Source organism: Companilactobacillus farciminis KCTC 3681 = DSM 20184, from assembly GCF_002706745.1.
GTDB classification, from domain to species: domain Bacteria; phylum Bacillota; class Bacilli; order Lactobacillales; family Lactobacillaceae; genus Companilactobacillus; species Companilactobacillus farciminis.
Window position 1 is genome coordinate 126983 of record NZ_CP017702.1, and the last position, 19751, is coordinate 146733.

The 19751-nt window shown below is 35.4% G+C and carries 19 protein-coding genes; 7 read left to right on the forward strand and 12 right to left on the reverse strand.

Annotated elements, in window-relative coordinates:
- Positions 1–13: 13 nt before the first annotated feature.
- From LF20184_RS00580 to LF20184_RS00605, 6 genes are all read left to right on the forward strand, one after another.
- Positions 14–835, forward strand: coding sequence for a sugar phosphate isomerase family (locus tag LF20184_RS00580; protein ID WP_010019037.1), 822 nt, complete (start codon positions 14–16; stop codon positions 833–835).
- Positions 836–982: 147 nt separating this feature from the next.
- On the forward strand, positions 983–3541 hold the full coding sequence (locus tag LF20184_RS00585) for a sigma 54-interacting transcriptional regulator (RefSeq protein WP_056945217.1): 2559 nt from the start codon (positions 983–985) through the stop codon (positions 3539–3541).
- A 109-nt stretch (positions 3542–3650) separates the two neighbouring features.
- The gene (locus tag LF20184_RS00590; protein ID WP_010019034.1) at positions 3651–4064 is read left to right on the forward strand and encodes a PTS sugar transporter subunit IIA; all 414 of its coding nucleotides are present in this window, start codon (positions 3651–3653) and stop codon (positions 4062–4064) included.
- A 10-nt stretch (positions 4065–4074) separates the two neighbouring features.
- On the forward strand, positions 4075–4569 hold the full coding sequence (locus LF20184_RS00595) for a PTS sugar transporter subunit IIB (protein ID WP_010019033.1): 495 nt from the start codon (positions 4075–4077) through the stop codon (positions 4567–4569).
- 24 nt (positions 4570–4593) lie between these two features.
- Complete coding sequence (locus tag LF20184_RS00600) at positions 4594–5430, forward strand: PTS mannose/fructose/sorbose/N-acetylgalactosamine transporter subunit IIC (protein WP_010019032.1); 837 nt, start codon at positions 4594–4596, stop codon at positions 5428–5430.
- On the forward strand, positions 5427–6257 hold the full coding sequence (locus LF20184_RS00605) for a PTS system mannose/fructose/sorbose family transporter subunit IID (RefSeq protein ID WP_010019031.1): 831 nt from the start codon (positions 5427–5429) through the stop codon (positions 6255–6257). The genes LF20184_RS00600 and LF20184_RS00605 overlap by 4 nt, the downstream gene beginning before the upstream one ends.
- Before the next feature lie 41 nt (positions 6258–6298).
- Here the strand turns inward: LF20184_RS00605 and LF20184_RS00610 are convergent, their stop codons facing one another.
- From LF20184_RS00610 to LF20184_RS00660, 11 genes are all read right to left on the reverse strand, one after another.
- Entirely contained in the window at positions 6299–6889 is a 591-nt protein-coding gene (locus tag LF20184_RS00610) for a hypothetical protein (protein WP_010019028.1), read from the reverse strand.
- A 149-nt stretch (positions 6890–7038) separates the two neighbouring features.
- Positions 7039–8367 carry a replication-associated recombination protein A gene (locus LF20184_RS00615; RefSeq protein WP_010019027.1) on the reverse strand — a complete coding sequence of 443 codons (1329 nt, stop codon included), beginning with the start codon at positions 8365–8367 and terminating at the stop codon, positions 7039–7041.
- A gap of 11 nt (positions 8368–8378) precedes the next feature.
- The gene (locus tag LF20184_RS00620; RefSeq protein WP_010019026.1) at positions 8379–9692 is read right to left on the reverse strand and encodes a glycoside-pentoside-hexuronide (GPH):cation symporter; all 1314 of its coding nucleotides are present in this window, start codon (positions 9690–9692) and stop codon (positions 8379–8381) included.
- A gap of 7 nt (positions 9693–9699) precedes the next feature.
- Positions 9700–10206 (reverse strand): DUF1440 domain-containing protein, encoded by a 507-nt coding sequence (locus LF20184_RS00625; protein ID WP_010019025.1) that lies wholly within the window; start codon positions 10204–10206, stop codon positions 9700–9702.
- Positions 10207–11098: 892 nt separating this feature from the next.
- The gene (locus tag LF20184_RS00630) at positions 11099–12025 is read right to left on the reverse strand and encodes an ABC transporter ATP-binding protein (protein WP_010019023.1); all 927 of its coding nucleotides are present in this window, start codon (positions 12023–12025) and stop codon (positions 11099–11101) included.
- Entirely contained in the window at positions 12025–13071 is a 1047-nt protein-coding gene (locus LF20184_RS00635; protein WP_010019021.1) for an ABC transporter ATP-binding protein, read from the reverse strand. The genes LF20184_RS00630 and LF20184_RS00635 overlap by 1 nt, the downstream gene beginning before the upstream one ends.
- Before the next feature lie 16 nt (positions 13072–13087).
- Entirely contained in the window at positions 13088–14113 is a 1026-nt protein-coding gene (locus LF20184_RS00640; RefSeq protein WP_010019020.1) for an ABC transporter permease, read from the reverse strand.
- Positions 14113–15045 (reverse strand): oligopeptide ABC transporter permease, encoded by a 933-nt coding sequence (opp3b, locus tag LF20184_RS00645; RefSeq protein ID WP_010019019.1) that lies wholly within the window; start codon positions 15043–15045, stop codon positions 14113–14115. Before opp3b ends, LF20184_RS00640 begins: the two co-directional genes overlap by 1 nt.
- Before the next feature lie 23 nt (positions 15046–15068).
- Positions 15069–16706, reverse strand: coding sequence for a peptide ABC transporter substrate-binding protein (locus LF20184_RS00650; protein ID WP_010019018.1), 1638 nt, complete (start codon positions 16704–16706; stop codon positions 15069–15071).
- 140 nt (positions 16707–16846) lie between these two features.
- Complete coding sequence (gene hflX, locus LF20184_RS00655) at positions 16847–18139, reverse strand: GTPase HflX (RefSeq protein WP_010019017.1); 1293 nt, start codon at positions 18137–18139, stop codon at positions 16847–16849.
- A 171-nt stretch (positions 18140–18310) separates the two neighbouring features.
- Complete coding sequence (locus LF20184_RS00660; protein WP_010019015.1) at positions 18311–18517, reverse strand: hypothetical protein; 207 nt, start codon at positions 18515–18517, stop codon at positions 18311–18313.
- A 116-nt stretch (positions 18518–18633) separates the two neighbouring features.
- On the opposite strand from LF20184_RS00660, the gene LF20184_RS00665 reads away from it, so the two are divergent.
- The gene (locus tag LF20184_RS00665) at positions 18634–18984 is read left to right on the forward strand and encodes a hypothetical protein (RefSeq protein WP_010019013.1); all 351 of its coding nucleotides are present in this window, start codon (positions 18634–18636) and stop codon (positions 18982–18984) included.
- A 20-nt stretch (positions 18985–19004) separates the two neighbouring features.
- Here LF20184_RS00665 and LF20184_RS00670 read toward each other — a convergent pair whose 3' ends face one another.
- Positions 19005–19751 (reverse strand): LytR/AlgR family response regulator transcription factor, encoded by a 747-nt coding sequence (locus tag LF20184_RS00670; RefSeq protein ID WP_010019012.1) that lies wholly within the window; start codon positions 19749–19751, stop codon positions 19005–19007.

Consider the following 19751-nt stretch of genomic DNA (forward strand, 5'->3'; position numbering starts at 1 on the left):
GGAGGATATATTGATGAAAGAGTATTATGGTTATTCCGCAGATGAATTTGTAAAGAAAGCACATTTTCCAGTAATTGTGAGAGAAGATAATCAAACAATTTTTAAAGAATTGGCTCAAATCATGTTTGATACGATCAAAGAAAACAATGAAAAGGATGATATTTCAGTCATTGTAAATCCTGTTGGACCTGTTGGACAATATCCATATTTCGTTGAAATGGTTAATGAAAATAAACTTAGCTTGAAAAAGTGCTGGTTTATTAATATGGATGAATATTTGGATGACAATAATGAATGGATTCCAAGCGATTCTTATTTAAGTTTCCATGGAGTAATGGAAAAGAAACTTTATAGTCAAATTGAACCCGAACTAAATGTTCCCGAAAATCAACGTGTATTTCCAAATCCACATAAACTAGATGAAATTGGAAATCTATTGAAGAAGTTAGGCAAGTTGGATCTAGTAGTAGGTGGTATTGGTATTACTGGTCACGTAGCCTTCAATGAACCTCAACCAGATATGTCGAATGAAGAATTCCTAAACTTGCCAACACGTACTTTGAATATTACTAAAGAAACACGTGCTACAAATTCATGTAATGATTTACACGGTGCTATGGAAGAAATGCCATATCGTGCTATCACAATTGGTATGAAAGAAATGTTCACTGCAAAACGAATTGTACTAGGATGTTTCCGTGACTGGCACAGAGGTGTTGTTCGTCATGCTGCATGTGGTGAACCAAGTGCTTCATTCCCAGTATCATTATTACAATTGCATAAGAATATGTCTTTGTACATTTCTGAAAGTGTTGCTGATTACACATTAGATTAGGTTGTAAAAAGAATAAATAACAATTGATACAAAATAAAAAATTGTATATAATCTACCGGTAAATAGATTATATGAATAGCATTTGGGGGGAGATTATTAGTCGCGATAATCTCTCTCTTTTTTAGTATATGAGGAGGAGGTAAAGGGATGCGTACGCAAGACGAAATATTGCTTTTTTTACAAAAAAATAAAGAACAGTTGCCAATAACAACACAAAAGGTAGCTGATCAGTTTGATTTAAGTCGATCGGTAACTAGTCATTATTTAAATTTACTTCAACAAGATAAAGAAATAAAAAAAATAGATGGTAGACCGGTTTTATGGGCTTTGACAGAATCACTAAAAAGTTCAGAAAAACCATATTCCTTCGATGATTTCATCGGCTCGAAGGGAAGTCTAAAGAAAACCATTGAACAATGCGAATCGGCGATAAACTATCCACCCAACGGCTTGAGTATGATTATTACTGGAAATAGTGGTGTTGGTAAAAGTTTTTTGGCCAAAGAAATTTATAAATATTCGATTTCACATGAAATAATTAAGTCTAATGCCCCCTTTCTAACTTTGAATTGTGCTGATTATGCTAATAATCCTGAGCTTCTATCTAGTATTTTATTTGGATATGTTAAAGGAGCTTTTACCGGGGCTGAGATGGACAAATCTGGATTACTTGAACAGGCTAATGGCGGTTATTTATTTTTGGACGAGGTTCATAGACTGTCGAATGCTAATCAGGAAAAACTATTCAACTTCATTGATAGTGGTGAATTTAGAAGAGTTGGTGAAAATAAAAACACTAGGAAATCCAAAGTTAGGTTGTTGTTTGCCACAACAGAGCCGGTCAACGATGTTTTGTTAACCACTTTTAAGAGACGAATTTCGATAACTATAAATTTACCCGATTTTAAAAATAGACCAGAGATTGAAAGATTAAACATTGCTTACGAGATATTTTATCAAGAAGCAAAAAGAATGGGAAAGACAATCAAGGTCAGTCAAAATGTTTTGAACAAAATAGTTAAAGAACAGTCAACTGGGAATATTGGTAAGATAAAGAACTTGATTAAAGTGAAGTGTGCCAATGCCTATAAGACGCAAATGGATACGGACATTGTTTATATTGATGAGTCTACGTTCATGGATAGCGATTTTGATGAGGATTATATTACGCTAAATCCGGATTTAAAATATAATTTTTCTGATTTGAAAATTGATGATGAGATGCAACAAATGGTCGATAGAATATTAAAAAGGCTATCTGACGTATCTGATAGAAAAGAATTTGAACTTATATCCACAAAAGTGAATGATCAATTATTGAATATGACCATTCCGTTCAAACCAGAGCTATATATGTACAGATATTTGAAGTTTAAAGAACGTTTTGATGAAATGGTATTAAATCAGTATGGAATCCCATGTGTTGATGATGTCGTTAAAATCGTTTATTTATTCTGCCAAATAGATTTAAATTATGATAGTGATAAGGTGGATAATATCTTGAAAAAAATGACTAAGGTATATCCAAGGTCATTGCATGTTACTAGAAGTTTCCTAAAGGGATTTAATAATAAATATGTGACTAAATTAGTAGAGTTAATGATGACAATTTTGTTGACTAACTATGTGGATGATCGTTTAAAGGTACATGGTTTATTATTAGCGCATGGAAATAATACGGCAACCAGTATACAATCCGTGGTAAATCAATTGTGTGGAGAATATGTTTTAGATGCTATTGATATGCCAATAGATACTAATATTGATGAAATAGTAGAAAAAACTAAAAAGTTGTTGGATTTGTATGATACCTCTGATGGCACGGTAATGATTGTTGACATGGGTTCTTTGAATCAAATTTATTCAGAAGTGAAAAATAATATTTCAGGGAAATTGCTAGTAATTGATAATTTAACAACCGCTGTTGCTTTAGATGTTGCTCTAAAAATCCAAAATGGAATTCGATTCAAAACAATAGCAAGTGCTGCAGAAACGGAATACAAGATTCATTCTAAATATTATTCAGGATTCTCAAATCGAAAGAATATTATTATTTCATGTATTTCAGGAATGGGTATTTCAGAAAAATTGAAGGAAACCATGGCTCCATATTTTTCTAAGGATATTCAAATAAATACAATCGATTATCATGAATTGAAACATAAGATTAAGTCTCATGATGAAAAGTATTTCCAAACCACTTTTTTGATTTTAACGACAACAACTTTGCCAAATACTTTTAAGATTCCTAATATCAATATTTATGACTTGTTGGATGAAGAAGGAGAGCAACAATTAACTAATATTTTAAAGAGACATTTGAATGCCAAGTCTATTGAATTATTAAATGAGGATTTTGTCAGATTTTTCTCTCTCGAAGGAATCAGTGAACGATTAAGCTTTTTGAATCCTAGGGTTATTCTTAAAGAAGTAGAGGAAGTTATTACTAAGTATGAAAATTATTATTGTTTTAAGCTTAGTAGCAAGGTAAAGCTTAATTTTTACATGCATATTGCGTTAATGTTTGAAAGATTAATGTTGGATAGAAATAATGATGTTCCTAAGGTAGTACCTACGCCGGATGAAAAGAAGTTTATCGATATATCTAGAGATATATTCAGACCATTAGAGCGTAAGTACAACGTTGATGTAAATGACTATGAGTTGTCGCTAATATATGAAGTGTTTAGAACGATAAGAAGCTAGTGTTCAGATTTGGACACTAGCTTCTTTTTTGTTGCTGTAATAAAGGATACAAAGATTGGCACGCAATTTGCTTATATAAAGATGAGAAGAATTAGGAGATGAAAGAAATATGAATAAAATTTTAATAGCAACTCATGGTCACTTAGCTAGCGGCCTTCAAAGTTCATTGGATATTTTAACAGGATTGGGTTCCAAAATAACCGTTATTGATGCGTATGTTGATGATCATAATTATATTTTTGACATTCAAAAGTTTATTGATGATTTAAATGGCGAAAAAGGGATTATCTTTACAGATTTAATCGGTGGCAGTGTTAATCAAAAAGTTATTTTAGAACTGAATAATAAGAAAAATATTTACTTGATTTCCGGAGTGAATTTACCAGTGGTACTTTCAGTATTACTAGAAACTAGACCGATTAATGAAGATGTATTAGATGATATTGTTCAGTCTAGCCAAGTGGAAGTGGTTAATTTGAAAGACAATGTTGTGAAAGAAACAGAAGAGGATTTTTTAGCCTAGGAGGATTATTATGATTATTTCAATTAGAGTAGACGAGAGATTAATACACGGACAAGTAGCCTTGGTATGGACAAAGGAATTTAATACCACTCATATCGTAGTTGCTAATAATGAAGCAGCTACTAATAATTTGCAACAAATGACTTTAAAAATGGCTACACCTACTGGAGTTAAGTTGTTGATTAAATCAGTAGAAGATTCAAAGAGAATTTTTAACGATCCACGTGCTAAAGACATGAGGTTGTTCGTATTAACTTCAAATGTAAAAGATGCTTTGGAGATTGTTAAGAATTGTGAAGTGGGATCAGTTAACGTTGCCAATATAGGCAGAATTACTAATCCTAAGGAAGGCGAAGAACGAGTTAGATTGAATTCATCGCTGTTTGCTGATGAGGAAGAATTGCAAGCAATAAAGGAATTAATCAAAGAAGATATTCCAGCTTATCATCAAATTCTTCCAAGTAATCACAAGACTAGTTTGGAGTCATTGATAAAAGATATTTAATTCAAAAAAATGAGGTGAGGAAAAATGAGTACATTAACAATCGCTATGTTGGGTGCTTTGTCATATTTCTTATGTTTTGGTGGTAATTGGATTCTTGGGGTAAGTATGATCGAACGCCCGTTAATTGTTGGTACTGTAACAGGATTGCTATTAGGCGATGTTACGCAGGGTGTTATCATTGGTGCTTCATTGGAAGCAATTTTCATGGGTGCTGTAAATATCGGTGGTGCTGTTTCAGCTGAACCGGCCGCAGCTACAGTTTTCGCGGTAGTATTTAGTCTTACAACAGGGGGAGTTAGTCCTAAAGCCGCATTGGCAATCGCTGTTCCGATTGGAGTTTTAGCCGGAATTATGACAATGTTTGTTAATAATGTGGTGTTAAGTTTCCTAGTTCCTTTTATGGATAAATATGCGGCTAAAGATAATGGTAAAGGAATTGTTCGAATTCATTTTGGTGCATGGTTCTTCAGATTTTTCTTGTTTGCATTAGTCGTATTCTTTGGAATATTAGTTGGAAGAAGTTCAGTACAAACATTTGTAAATAGTATTCCACCAGTTATTATGACTGGACTTACAACAATGAGTGGATTTTTACCAGCAGTAGGGTTTGCAATTCTTTTGAAGATGTTATGGAGTAAAGAATTAGCGGTTTATTATTTCTTAGGATTCATCTTAGTAGCATACTTGAAGCTTCCACTTGTTGCGGTTGCTGCTATTGGAGCTATTTTAGTTGTTATTTCTTCTACTAATGATTGGAAGTTCTTACAACTACAAAAGAATAAAACAGCGCCTGATGTTGAATCAACAAGTACCGAAACTGTTAATAATTCAAACGATGACGAGGAGGACTTTTTCGAATGAAAACAACTAGTAATTTAACTAAAGAAGATAAACGTATAGTTAATAGCATTTTTTGGAGATCTATTAGCTGTTTTGCCGGTCGTGCCGGTGGTCAAACACGTCAACAAGCTCCCGGATTTGTTTGGACAATGTTACCAGCATTGAACTCTTTTTATAAGGATGATAAAAAAGGACATACAGAAGCATTACAAAGAGCCACAACTTTTTATAATATAACACCATATGTTGGTACTTTTGCTATGGGATTAGTAGCTTCAATGGAAAAGAAAAAGAGTAAAGATCCCGATATGGACGGAAATTCAATCGTTGCTTTAAAGACGGCGTTGATGGGACCTTTATCTGGGATTGGAGATTCTATTTTCTGGGGAGTTTTACGTGTTATTGCTGCCGGATTGGGATTGAGTTTGGCTGCGAATGGGTCAATTTTAGGACCAATAGTATTTCTTTTGGTATTTAACATTCCAGCACTTTATTGTCGATATAAGATGACGATTTTAGGATATTCATTAGGTTCAACGTTCCTAGAAAAGATGGATAATAGTGGCGTAATGAAGTTGCTTACTAAGGGTGCAAGTACATTAGGACTATTGATGATTGGTGGTATGACATCATCAATGGTTACATTTAAGTCAACTCTTTCAATTCCAATTAAGAATGGAAAAGCGATTGAATTACAACAATATCTTGATTCCATTTTTATTGGTTTAGTTCCTCTATGTTTAACATTATTATGCTTATATGCATTGAATAAACGAGTAAATCCAAACTTGGTACTTTTCGGAGTAATGGTTTTGGCTATTGTATTAGCTTTGATAGGTATCGTATAAATAAGAAAAGAGCTTTAATCGACTTGATTAAGGCTCTTTTCTTATTTTGGTTCGAATTGAAGATAAATAATATTATTTGAACTTACATTAACTATTTCAGTAATTAGACCTTTTGATTGAAAATCAGAACTCAAAGTCTTACCATCCATTTTGATCAAATTGAGTAGATTTTCAGGAATGTCTTTATATTCTCTTTTGTTAAGAATATTGAAGTGCTTTTCTCCATCGGAAATGTAATTGCTTATGTATTCTTCAGTTTTGTATATTTTGAAATCCCTTAAGATTCTTCGTTCTAGAACAGACATTACGCCATACAATAACGCTTGAACTATCCAAACTAATAGGAATAGAAGGGATGAAAAAATAATTAAGTAAAAGCTAAAGTAGGGACTGATTCTTAAGCTAAACAAGCCAATACTGATTAAAACTAAAAGACTCCAAGCATAAACAGCAAGAGCAAAGATTAGAGTTTTGGATGATAGGGCTTTAATTTTATTGAACACGTAACTTAATGGTTTAAGTAAAGCAAGAGATTTTTTATTGTTTTCAGAGTTACTTGATAAAGTCTGTTGTAATGTGGGGTATTTATATAGTGATTCTAAAAGTGATTTTAATAACTGTTTTGTATCCATATTGAATCTCCTAAGGAACATTTATGAAAATAGAAAAATGTAAACGTGTTTTATTACAGACTTTATGCTAACTTATTCATAGAATAATAACAAGAAATTAAGATGGCATAAAAATAAACCGAAAAGACTCCAATAAGAGTTTTTTCGGTTTATTTGTTGTGTTCTTCGTGCCATTTTTTAATGTAATCGATTCGCTGTTTGAAAAGTTTTTCTCGTCCTTGTTCAGTTGGGGAGTAGTATTGATGTCCTAAAACTTCATCAGGAACAGTTTGCATCGTAGTTAATTTATCTTGATAGTCGTGGGCAAATTTATAGTCTTTGCCGTAACCGAGATTTTTCATTAATTTAGTTGGGGCATTTCTGATTTGTAGAGGAACTGGTAAATTGCCATACTTTTTAACATCTTTTTGAGCTTTTAAGAGTGCTTTGTAAGCAGCATTTGACTTTGGAGCAACTGACAAATAAATTACACACTCAATCAAGTGGACGTTACACTCAGGCATTCCTAAAAATTGACAAGCTTGAAAAGTATTGATGGCAACGTTTAAAGCATTCGTATCGGCTAAACCAATGTCTTCTGAGGCAAATCGAACTAGTCGTCTGGCGATGTACAGTGGATCTTCGCCACCTTCGAGCATCCGAGTAGTCCAATAAATAGCTGAATCAGTATCGCTATTACGCATTGATTTGTGCAAAGCCGAAATGATGTTGTAGTGTTCTTCACCATTCTTGTCGTAGCGCAGTGATTTAGTATTGAGTAACTGGCGGATATCATCGATGTTGACGGTAATTTTATCATCTTTAGTTTGAGAATTGATAACGGCCATTTCCAAAGTATTCAAAGCCACTCTGGCATCACCATTAGCGTAAGCGGCAATTAATTGTAAGGTATCAGCTTGAATATCGACTTCTTTTTTGAAAGCTTTGGGATTATTCAACGTGTTATTCAGTAATTCGACTAAATCGTCTTGTGTTAGAGACTTCAGGACGAAAACTTTGCAACGAGATAATAGGGCAGAGTTGATTTCAAACGAAGGATTTTCCGTTGTAGCACCAATCAGAGTGATACTGCCTTTTTCGACGAAAGGTAAAAAGGCATCTTGTTGAGCTTTGTTGAAACGATGAATTTCATCAATGAAGACGATGGTTTTCTGACCCATTTCTCGATTGAGCTCAGCTTCTTTCATGACTTTTTTGATGTCATTAATTCCACTAGTGACGGCACTAAAAGTGATGAAATTGGCTTTAGTTTTTTTGGCGATAATTTCGGCCAGTGTAGTTTTGCCAACCCCAGGGGGACCCCAGAAAATTAGTGAGGGGATTTTGTCTTGATCGATAATTTCTCGTAAGATTTTTTTGTCACCAATCAAATGTTTTTGACCAACAAACTCCTCTAACGTCGTCGGTCTGACCCGGTTTGCTAGAGGAGTATTGTCGTCATCGTTATTTTGATTGGCAAAAAGAGATTCTTGTTGCATATTTGCCTTCTTTATTTAATTGCTTGAATAATTTTCTTTTCATTATATCCCAATAAAATTAAAAACATGATGACGTATAAAATTAAGGGGATTAAAGCGTAATTTAAATTAATAGCAGAAATCGTAGTAGCAGTTTGAGCTTTGTTTGAAACATAACCAGAGATCTGCAACGATTCAGCAGTAATTAAACCACCGAGTCCCAAACCTAAGTTAACACCAAAGTCGTCAGTAGAAGCCAAGACACCTTCAGCTTGAATACCCATTGCGGTTCCATAACGAATCGTATCGGCAATCATGATTGAAACTAGTCCAATGATGAAGCCACCACCGATACAGTTGATGAAAATACCAGCGAATAAAATTGGCAAGTTGGTTGTATAAGCAGCAAAGGTGATGATCAATTGACCAACAAAAGCCGTCACGATACCTAATAGCATTGTGTTTTTCTTACCTAATTTGGCTGAGACGAAGTAAATTGCTACAACACCGATTAGTGCTGTGAAAGTAAAACTATTGGCGATAGAAACTAAATTTTCATCATGGATAACGTATTTAAAGTAATAAATTGTCGTTTGATTTTTAATTGAAGTTGTCAGCCAATATAAGAAGATAACAATGGAAATGACGATCCAAGGTTTATTTTGCTTGAGCATTTTCCAAACTTCAGAGATTGGTTGATGACTGATTTCTTTGTTAGTGTAACGTTCACGCACGTGAAAGAATGTATTCAAAATTAAGAATAATGAAATGATACCAAAGAGAATAATGGTCCCTAAGAAACCTTTTTCTTGGTCTCCGTGACCGAATAGGTTGACTAGGGGAATCGTAAAGACAGCCACGATAATTTGGACGGAACTGCCGAAAAACTGTCTAATAACGCCTAAGAGAGTTGTTTCCTGTTCATTATTAGTCATTGTTGGCAAGATCGAAGTAATTGGCAAATTAACGGCTGTGTAGAAGAATCCTAAGCCTAGATAAGTAACGTATGCCCAAATAAGTTTCCCAGAGTGTGGAAGGAAGTTAGGCGTAACAAAGGTCAAAATGGCGAATACTACGTAAGGAAATGAGTACCATAGGAAGAAAGGTCGACTTTTACCCCATTTAGAGTGAGTATTGTCGATCATGACACCGATAATTAAACTTTCAAAGACGTCAGCGGTTCTAGCCACTACAAATAGGATGGCTACTTCGTTAGCAGTCAGTCCAAAAACGTCAGTATAAAAGAATAATAGGTAGGTAGTCATCATTTGAAAGACAAGGTTATCCGCTGCATCGCTTAGACCATAACTGATTCGTTCAGTTAATGAAGTTTTCCATTTATCCAAAAGGAACCTACTTAGTTAGACGACGATATAGTTCACGGCCGACGATATCGTTGGTCCACATCCAAGCAATGTGACCGAGAGCTTCTGAGATATGTTCTTCAGTTGGTTGATCTTTAGGACTAGGAACAGTCTTCATCATAGGCATGATACCGATATGGAAGGCAACCCAGATAGCCAAACCAAAAATTGCACCAGAGCCTTTTCTAATGAATGGTTTGTATTCTGACAAGACTTCATAGATGATGGCAAATGAAGTAGAGAAACCAAAGTGCATCAAAAAACTAGCCCAAGGCATTTGTTGATCAGAGTAAGTATAAGTACCTCGAGTGATTTTCTTAGGAATGCCAAATTGTTCCATTAAAGTTTGAGGAGGGTTTACGGCGTCACGTTCTGGAGTACGAGGTGGCAAGACATTTTCCCATCCTAGTTTGACAAAGCCAGAAACGATACCAGCAGCTGTCCCCGCAACAACGGCTGCCTTCAAATCGACCTTTTGATCTTTCGTTAATTTCATAAAAATCCCTCACTTTATTATTATTTTAATTTAAGTATAAAACAGCTTAAATGCTAATTCAGGTAATAAGGCTTGAGGCAAGTCACAAATTCTTCATAAATTGTTATAAATTAATTCGTAGTTTAGCAATTATTACTTCATAAATTCCCGCTATTATATAAGCATAGTCAAATAACAAAGCAACAAAGCAATTTGTTCTTAGTTATAAGATTATTAAAAATATAAATTATGAATTCCCCCCCTAATAAAGAATTTACTTGAAAGAAGTGACCGGATGAAATTGGAAAACCCCCGCAAGATATTATTTTCTTAGATAACTCACTTTACACATGAATAGAAATAAACCCCTATATAAATACTCTATTTTTAAAATTTAATCCCCTTATAAACACATAGATAAAAACTTTTTCAAATATCTCCCCCCTAAAGATATAAAAAGTTAATTTCCTAAAAAACAGTTTGATATTTGTTCCCCGCAAATATCACAAAAAGAAAACTCGTCGAAATGGCGAGTTTTTTGCTTTCTACAATACTAAATGTCGATTTTTCTTCACAATTACTTACGATTTATTTCTCAAAAATCCAATTATTACTTCATATTTAGCCGTTATTATATAAGCATAGTCAAGAAACGAAGAGGTGACTCGATGACTATACAAGCAACATTTAAAATAGATAATTAAAAATTAAAACATGATTTTTTCAATATATTTATCCTCCCCCTTAAATATATAGAATTTAAAAAGAAAGAAGAAATTGCTTATGACAAACGCAAATACAAAAGGAGCTAGCCAGATGGCTAGCTCCTTTCCTTATGTAAAATAATATTTGTTTGGTATTGGATTTGGATTTTGTCGAATAGACTAGGAAATGTCTGCACTCATTTTCTGGTCTATTTTTGATACTTCTTAGCCTCTTCGTCACTGCAATAGAGGAAGTGGCCAGGTAATACTTCTTGAAGTCTTTGATCATCTTTGAATGGACTCTTGTGGTCAAAGTCGATTCTGGTCCGTTTCTTTTCAATTTCAGGATCAGGAACGGGGATAGCTGACAAAAGACTTTGTGTGTAGGCGTGTAATGGATTGTTGTAAATCTCGTTGGATTCTGCTAATTCAACGATTTTACCACGGTACATAACAGCGATTCTGTCACTGATGTACTTAACCATGGAAAGATCATGGGCGATGAAGAGATAAGTTAGTCCTTGTTTCTTTTGGATATCTTGCATCAAGTTAACAACTTGGGCTTGGATAGAAACATCAAGGGCTGAGATAGGTTCATCGGCGATGATGAATTGAGGATCAACAGCCAAAGCACGAGCGATACCGATACGTTGACGTTGACCACCAGAGAACTCGTATGGGTAACGAGTCATATGTTCAGGGTTTAAGTTAACCATGTCGAGCAATTCACGGACTCTTTGGTCACGTTCCTCTTCATTTTTAACTAGACCATGGACATCAAGACCTTCAGCGATGATATCCTTAACTTTCATTCTTGGGTTTAATGAAGCATAAGGATCTTGGAAAATCATCTGCATTTCACGACGGAATTCCTTCATCTTAGGTCCATGAGCTTTGATAGTACTAATGTCTTGGCCATTGAAGAAAATGTGTCCATCAGTTGGGTTGTAAAGTCTGATAATACTACGTCCAGTAGTACTTTTACCAGAACCAGATTCACCAACGAGGCCAAAAGTTTCACCTTTATAAATATCGAATGAAACGTCATCAACAGCTTTAACTTCGTTAGGCTTGCCAATGTTGAAATATTGTTTTAGATGTTTTACGGATACGATTACTTGTTTTTCATCTGCCATTATTTAGCATTGCCTCCTAACTTTTGGAATTTTTCAAAACGTTTTAAGATGCCTTCGGGTGGGGTAACCTTTGGTGCATCTGGATGTAGCAACCAAGTGGCTGCGTAGTGAGTTTTAGAAACTTTGAAGAATGGTGGTTGCTCTTCTTCGTCGATTTCCAAAGCATACTTGTTACGTGGGGCAAACGCGTCGCCCTTTGGGGGATTCAAGAGGTTTGGTGGGGTACCAGGAATTGAGTTCAAACGAGCTGACTCACTAGTGTCTAGAGTAGGCATAGAGTCAAGCAAGCCCCATGTGTAAGGGTGTTGAGGATTGTAGAATACTTCGTCAACGTTTCCGTATTCAACGAAGCGTCCGGCATACATAACAGCAACACGATCAGCAATACCAGCAACAACACCTAAATCGTGGGTAATGAAAATGATTGAAGTACCAATTTTTTGTTGCAATTCTTTTAATAGATCAATGATTTGAGCTTGAACAGTAACATCAAGGGCTGTTGTAGGTTCATCAGCGATAAGAATTTCAGGATAATCAACAATAGCAATCGCAATAACGATACGTTGACGTTGACCACCAGAGAATTGGTGCGGATAATCATTCATTCTGGCTTTAGGATTAGGGATACCAACCAAGCGAAGAACTTCCTCAGCACGTTGGAGGGCATCTTTTTTGGAAACGTTGTTGTGAATCAAAAGAGGTTCAGCAACTTGTTTTCCGATTGTCATAGTAGGATCAAGTGAAGTCATAGGGTCTTGGAAAATCATCGAAATTTTATTTCCACGAATCTTATCCATTTCCTTATCGCTTCTTTGAAGGAGGTCATCTCCATGATAGAGGACTTCTCCTTTAGAGATTTTGGCGTTAGAAGCCAACAATTGTAGAACGGCACGAACTGTAACGGACTTACCAGAACCAGATTCACCAACAATAGCTAAGGTTTCACCGGCGTTTAAATGGAAGTTAACACCACGGATGGCATGGACAGTACCGTTATAGGTATCAAAGTCTACATGTAAATCTTTTACTTCTAGAATTTTATCCATTTCGATTTCTCCTTAGTTAATGATCAGATGATTGTGGGTCAAAGGCATCACGTAGACCATCACCAAGAAGGTTAGTGGCAATCATGATAATACTCAAGATAATAGCCGGAGCCCACATTTGATAAGGTAAGAATCTGAAGGCTTTTTGACCATCTGATAAAAGTGTACCTAATGATGCGTTTGGTGCGGGAATACCAATACCAATGAAACTTAGGAAGGCTTCGAAGAAAATGGCATTCGGAATTGTAAACATTGTTTGAATAATGATTGTTGAAGATAGGTTAGGAATCAAGTGCTTTGTAGCAATCTTAGTTGATGACTCACCAAGAGTTCTAGCAGCTAAGATATATTCTTGTTCCTTTAACTGGAAGGTCTGAGCACGCACCAGACGCGCCATTGTAACCCAACCAGTAATCGCAATCGCAATAACGATAGATGTTAGACCTGGTTTTAGAACGATCATCATCAAGATAACAACGATCAAGTTAGGGATTGATGAAACAATTTCAACGATACGTTGCATGAATGTATCAGTTTTGCCACCTTTCCAACCAGAAACGATACCATAAGGTACCCCGATTAGAAGGTCAACTAATGTAGCAAGAACAGCAACGACTAATGAAAGTCTAGTACCGTAGATAATTCTTGAAAGAAGATCACGTCCAAGGTAGTCAGTACCTAGAAGATAGAAAGCATCTTTAGGGGCTCCGGCTTGCTTATAAGCATCGACCATGTGACCACCCATGTTTTGATAACCATTGAATCCGGGGATGTTCAATTGCCCTAGTTTAGGAGGCAAGTTAGACATAGTAACTTGTTGAGCATTAGGATTGTGTGGAGCGATGATTGGGGCAAAGACGGAGATTAAAACGATAATTGATAACAATGTCAAGCAGACAACGGCGACTTTGTTTTTGAACAAACGACGGCGAACATCTTGCATGTAAGTTAGTGAAGGAGTACCAATTTTTTCTTGTTCTTTGTTGTTATCATCATGAACTAATTTAAATTTTTCCTTAGGAATTTGAGGAATTTGTTCCATTATTCTTTACCTCCGTTTCCTAGTCTAATTCTTGGATCGATTAGTCCATAAAGGATATCGACGATCAAGTAAACTATGATTAATAAGAATGAATAGAAGATTGTAAGACCCATGATAGTAGGGTAGTCATTTGTAGTAATTGATTTAACGAATTGTTCACCAATACCAGGGATTGAGAAGATGTTCTCAACAACCATAGAACCAGTCATAACAGAAACTGCCATTGGACCGATGATAGTAACAACTGGAATCAATGAATTACGTAAGGCGTGCTTTGTAACAACTTTCCAGTTAGAGTTACCTTTTGATTTGGCTAATTCGATATAGTCACTACTCAAAACGTCCACCATTTCGGTTCTCATGAAACGAGCGACAGTACCTAATGGCAATGCGGCTAGAGCAATTGTTGGAAGGACACTTGATTGGAAGTTGTCCCATAGAGCAACTGGATAAATCTTCCATTTGTAGGCTAGGTAGAACTGAAGTAAAACGGCTAAAACGAAAGATGGAATTGATAGGCCAAGAATTGAAACGAATGTTGCAAGTGTATCAACCCATGTGTTTTTACGAATAGCAGCAACGGCACCAAGTAAGATACCGAAGATAGTACCAACGATCATAGCTTGAGCACCAATTTGCATTGATGGAGCAAGTCTTTGACCGATTAATAATGTAACGGGTTCATTGTTGAATTGGAAGGAAGTACCAAGATTTCCTTGTAATAACCCACCGAGATAACGAACATATTGAACAAATACTGATTGATCCAATCCATATTGGGCTTTAACGATCTTCAGTTGTTCCGCGGACATACGGTTCTGGTTAGAGAACGGTGTACCAGGAAGCATCTTCATCAAGAAGAAAGTTATTGTCGCAATAATGAAGAGGGTCAAGAATAAATAAAAAATTCTTCTGAGAATATATTTAGTCATTATTTAATCTCCCTCACCTTTAGTTATTTTTTGTAGACAGTGACAAGGTTGTAACTACCATTTGGTGTCATACGGTAATTCTTGACGTTAGTTCTAGTCAAGTTAGCTTGATATGATTGATACAAAGGAACTACCCCTTGGTCATCAGTTAAGATCTTAGTTGCTTGAAGAAGGTCTTGCCATCTAGCATCTTCATCAGTAGCGTCAGTTGTCTTAGATTTGTTGATTAATTCGTCGTATTCTTTATTAGAATATTTACCATTATTTTGTGAGTTGGTTGTTGTAAAGATATCCAAGAATGTAACAGGATCAGGATAATCGGCATTCCAACCAGTAACAACGATATCGAATTGACCATTAGTTGATTTATCTAGACGAGACTTAAATGGAACGTTTTGAAGTGTGATCTTCAATCCAGGTAAGTTCTTTTCTAGTTGACCTTGAAGGTATTCGTTTTGCTTCTTAGCACCATCAGTATCATCACCTAGAAGGGTAAAGCTGAGATCTTTTTGACCAGTTTCTTTGATACCTTCCTCCCAAAGTTTCTTAGCTTCGGTTGGATTGTATTCAGTATATTTATTTGAAGATTGAAGCATCTTTTCTTTAGTAAAGTCGACCTTAGTTGTAGGGTTGTATGACATACCTACAGGGACGATAGTGTGTTCAATACCACCAGTTTTACCAAGAACGTTGTTAGTTAATTGATCACGATTGATAGCCATTGAGATAGCTTGTCTGATCTTAGGATTCTTGAAGAATTTGTACTTCTTTTGGTTAAATTCAAGATAGAAGTTACCTGTTTGTTTATCCATTGAGAATGTCTTGTAGTTTGAAACTTGACGAGCAGTGTCACCACCAAGTTTTTCTAGACGGTTGATACGGTTAGTATCGTAAAGATTCAAACCAGTATTGGCATCCTTAACAACATAATATTTTAATTTCTTTAATTTAACGGCTTTAGCATTCCAATATGAGTTGTTCTTAACTTCAGTCCAACTGTTACTTGAAACAGACCAGTTAACTAGTTTGAAAGGTCCGTTGAAGACCATTCCTTTACTCTTCAAACCATATTGCTTACCAGCTTTTTCTACTGCCGGTTTGTATTGTGGGTAGAATGTTGAACTAGCCATCAAAGTGTTGAAGTATGGAATAGCATCTTCCAAAGTAACTTGAAGAGTGTATTTATCCAAAGCTTTAATACCTAAAGAATTTACTGGTTTCTTACCGGCACTGATTTTATCAGCGTTTTTAATACCAGTGTAAATGTAGGCATATTGTGAAGCAGTCTTTGGATCGACGGTTCTTCTCCATGCATAAACGAAATCGTTAGCAGTTACGGGTTTGCCGTTGGACCACTTAGTATGTCTTAAATTGAAAGTGTAGACCTTACCACCATTAGTAGGTTTAACGACTTTCTTAGCTATAGCAGGCTTCAATTCTTTACCATCGTATCTGTAAAGACCTTCCATAGTGTTAGTTAAATTTTGAGCCCCGATAACATCAGTGTTCATAGATGAATCCATTGTTGCAATAACATCATTAGAACTGATTGAGAGGGTGTCTTTGCTATCTTTTTCAGTAGAAGAGCCACAGCCACTCAGAACTAATGCGAATAGAAATATCGGTAACAATGCAAGTAAATACTTCTTCTTGAATTTCATTGTTTAACCTCCCTAAAGTAATTATTCTTAGAATAAACTAATGAATATTAAAATACAATGCCCTTAATTAGAAAAATTCTAATGTTTATAAAATAATAATACATTATGGACAAAAATGCAAAGAAAAACAGAGAAATCTGTTATTCAGACATCTCTGTTTTGATATATTTATTAAACTTTTCTAATTCTGTAGGACTCAGATTAGCAGTAATCAAAGAACCATCATTCGTGAACTCTTTTTTGAGTACTTGGGAGTTTCGTAAAATTTCTTCAGTAACCTTCTGGTCGCTGTAAGGAACTAGCAAATCAGCCTTTTGATAATTATTGAAGATTTTTAATTTAATCAAGTCGACTAATTTTTCGATCGATTCCTTATCAATGGCTGAATAATAAATATTATCGCCTTCGATAGTAGGGAATTGTTGACCTTCTTTTAGATCAGCTTTGTTGAAAGCATAAATCATTGGCTTATCAGTCACACCGATTTCTTTTAAGGTCTTCTCTGTAACGTCGATCATGTTCTTCCAATGTTCATCGCTGACATCAATTACTTGAATCAAGAGGTCAGCCGCTTGAGCTTCCTTCAAAGTAGTCTTGAAAGATTCAACTAAGTTGTGGGGCAGCTTGCTAACAAAGCCGACGGTATCGGAAAGTAGAAAACTCGTATTGTCTTCCAAGTCGATTCGTCTAACGCTTGTATCCAAAGTGGCAAAGAGCATGTTCTTTTCAAAAACTTTACGGTCTTGAGAGTTTTCTTTGTTGAAATTCAACAATCCATTCATCGTCGTTGATTTACCAGCATTCGTATAACCAACTAGAGAAACTAATGGTAGAGAAGTATTAGTTCGACGTCTACTTTGAACGTTGATTGTCTTATCGACCGTTTTGAGTTCGTTACGTAAGGCGGTGATTCGTTTTCTAATAACTCGACGATCAAGTTCTAGTTTTGATTCACCAGCACCACGGTTAGCCAAACCACCGGAAGCGGATTGTTGATCCAAAGGATTACCCGATGGATGAATTCGTGGCAACTGATATTGAAGCTTGGCGATTTCAACTTGAAGCTTAGCTTGTTTAGTTTGAGCTCTGGTTGAAAACACTTGTAAGATCAATTCTGTTCGATCCATGAAACTTAGTTTAGTTTCTTTTTCGAGGTTACGAATTTGTGAAGGTGTCAATTCGTCATTTAAAACGACAATTTGTACATCGTCTGCGTTGGCGATTTCTTTGATCTCGTGAACTTTACCAGAACCAAAGTAGGTCGCTCCACTGACAGTATCAGCGTTTTGGATAATTGTATCAGCGACTTCCATATTGTTGGCTTCGACTAATGAAGCGAGTTCTTGCATCGTATACTCGAAATCAGCTTGTAAGTGGCTGACTCCGGCAACGATGACACGTGTTTTTTCAAAAGTTAAATTAGATTCTTTCATAAATCCTCCTGGTGGCACTAATTACCCCAGGGTAACAATGCCATTTTATTATAAATTATTTGCAATGATATTAATTCTTAAGCGCATGATGAAATACCATCCTTTCAATAAACTGTTTAAATAATAACATGGAAGACCCTTTGAAGCTATATAATAGGTAGAAATAGCTTTTTACATTAAAGGATTGCGGTCATTTTCTTTTTTAGGCTTTGGCTTGTGAAATAAGCTGAGTAGGAAGAATACTACTGCAGCAATGATGAAGATAGCATCGATTAAGAGCCAGGTTGATTCAGTTGAGTGGTCGATAAAAATAATGCCGACTACTAGCATGGCAACGCCATACCAAAAATTGATTGTCTTATAAAATTGTTTGTTCATAATTTCTCCTGATAATTAATAAAATGTATACGTTTTATTATACACCAGACAATCGTACAAAAATGGTATCTATTCTAGCCAAAATCAGTTATATTAATATACGGGTGAAAATACAAATGGATAATTCAAAACAAAAATTATTGCTGTCGTTATTAGTTGAATTCGAGAAATCTTTTAGCAAGCAAATTAATGAATCAGTAATTAATCAAGAAATTGAGCAGTTGGTAACTGACTCAGTTCAAGAACTTTCCAATAAACAATATCGCGGTTCACTCTTTGACAAGCGAGTTAACGAATTAATCAAATCTGTTAACCATGCTAAAAGTGATGAACACTTAATTTTTAATGATTATTCGAGACGTCTGTGGGAACAAATTTCTCAGATTTCTCAACGAACGACTAGTTTCGAGACAGCCTATTCTTTAATAGATATTCTTAATTCAAAAAATGCTTCCCTACGATTGTAGGAGAAGCATTTTTTTGATAGTTATAATTCTTGTTGGATGACTTGCTTGAGCTTTTTTGATTTACCGATGGAAAATTTCCGAGTAGAGCCGTCTAAAAATCGGATTTTTCGAATGGAGAAATCAACGTGCTGAATATTTTCAGGGTTAATCAAACATGAACGACTGATTCGGAAGAGAAAATCATATTTTTCTTCCAATTCAGTTAATTTTCCATAAAATTCGAAGCGGCCATTGGTAGAAATTAAATTGAGACGGTGTGGGATATCAGAAGCTTCCAAAAAGATAACTTCCGAACGGTCTAAGTTATAAACTTGAGAGCCAACTTCAAATGAGAAACCTTTGTGTTGAACGTTTCTAGTCTTGTCGATTAACTCTTTGGCGTAATCGAGTGTATCATAAATTTCTTGACGATAATCATCCAGAGGCTGGTCTTTTTCGATGAAGTCTAATGCGGCAACTTTACGTTTCAAAGTCAAAGGGGCTAATTCATCATGCGTTGTAACGAAGATTATTTCAGCTTGAACGTCAGTCTGACGAATGATTTGAGCCAATTGAATACCGTTGATCTGTGCTTTTAAATCAATATCGAGAAAATAAATACCGTTTTGAGGAGCTTCCTTTTCTAAGAAATCCACTACGGCATCGGGGTTACTAGCTTGTAGGGCAACGTGAAATTCATTATGAAAGAGAATGTAATTTTCCATTAGATCATTTAGTTGGTGTAGTTGAATTGTTTCATCTTCGCAAAGAACGATAGGATAGCTCAT

Excerpts from the sequence above, each read along its gene's own strand:
- LF20184_RS00630 (WP_010019023.1), bottom strand. The coding sequence starts at position 12,025 with ATGGCAGATGAAAAACAAGTAATCGTATCCGTAAAACATCTAAAACAA.
- LF20184_RS00585 (WP_056945217.1), top strand. The coding sequence starts at position 983 with ATGCGTACGCAAGACGAAATATTGCTTTTTTTACAAAAAAATAAAGAA.
- LF20184_RS00605 (WP_010019031.1), top strand. The coding sequence starts at position 5,427 with ATGAAAACAACTAGTAATTTAACTAAAGAAGATAAACGTATAGTTAAT.
- LF20184_RS00650 (WP_010019018.1), bottom strand. The coding sequence starts at position 16,706 with ATGAAATTCAAGAAGAAGTATTTACTTGCATTGTTACCGATATTTCTA.
- LF20184_RS00615 (WP_010019027.1), bottom strand. The coding sequence starts at position 8,367 with ATGCAACAAGAATCTCTTTTTGCCAATCAAAATAACGATGACGACAAT.
- LF20184_RS00670 (WP_010019012.1), bottom strand. The coding sequence starts at position 19,751 with ATGAGCTATCCTATCGTTCTTTGCGAAGATGAAACAATTCAACTACAC.
- LF20184_RS00625 (WP_010019025.1), bottom strand. The coding sequence starts at position 10,206 with ATGAAATTAACGAAAGATCAAAAGGTCGATTTGAAGGCAGCCGTTGTT.
- LF20184_RS00635 (WP_010019021.1), bottom strand. The coding sequence starts at position 13,071 with ATGGATAAAATTCTAGAAGTAAAAGATTTACATGTAGACTTTGATACC.
- LF20184_RS00660 (WP_010019015.1), bottom strand. The coding sequence starts at position 18,517 with ATGAACAAACAATTTTATAAGACAATCAATTTTTGGTATGGCGTTGCC.
- LF20184_RS00595 (WP_010019033.1), top strand. The coding sequence starts at position 4,075 with ATGATTATTTCAATTAGAGTAGACGAGAGATTAATACACGGACAAGTA.
- LF20184_RS00580 (WP_010019037.1), top strand. The coding sequence starts at position 14 with ATGAAAGAGTATTATGGTTATTCCGCAGATGAATTTGTAAAGAAAGCA.
- LF20184_RS00600 (WP_010019032.1), top strand. The coding sequence starts at position 4,594 with ATGAGTACATTAACAATCGCTATGTTGGGTGCTTTGTCATATTTCTTA.
- LF20184_RS00610 (WP_010019028.1), bottom strand. The coding sequence starts at position 6,889 with ATGGATACAAAACAGTTATTAAAATCACTTTTAGAATCACTATATAAA.
- LF20184_RS00640 (WP_010019020.1), bottom strand. The coding sequence starts at position 14,113 with ATGGAACAAATTCCTCAAATTCCTAAGGAAAAATTTAAATTAGTTCAT.
- LF20184_RS00665 (WP_010019013.1), top strand. The coding sequence starts at position 18,634 with ATGGATAATTCAAAACAAAAATTATTGCTGTCGTTATTAGTTGAATTC.
- hflX (WP_010019017.1), bottom strand. The coding sequence starts at position 18,139 with ATGAAAGAATCTAATTTAACTTTTGAAAAAACACGTGTCATCGTTGCC.
- opp3b (WP_010019019.1), bottom strand. The coding sequence starts at position 15,045 with ATGACTAAATATATTCTCAGAAGAATTTTTTATTTATTCTTGACCCTC.
- LF20184_RS00590 (WP_010019034.1), top strand. The coding sequence starts at position 3,651 with ATGAATAAAATTTTAATAGCAACTCATGGTCACTTAGCTAGCGGCCTT.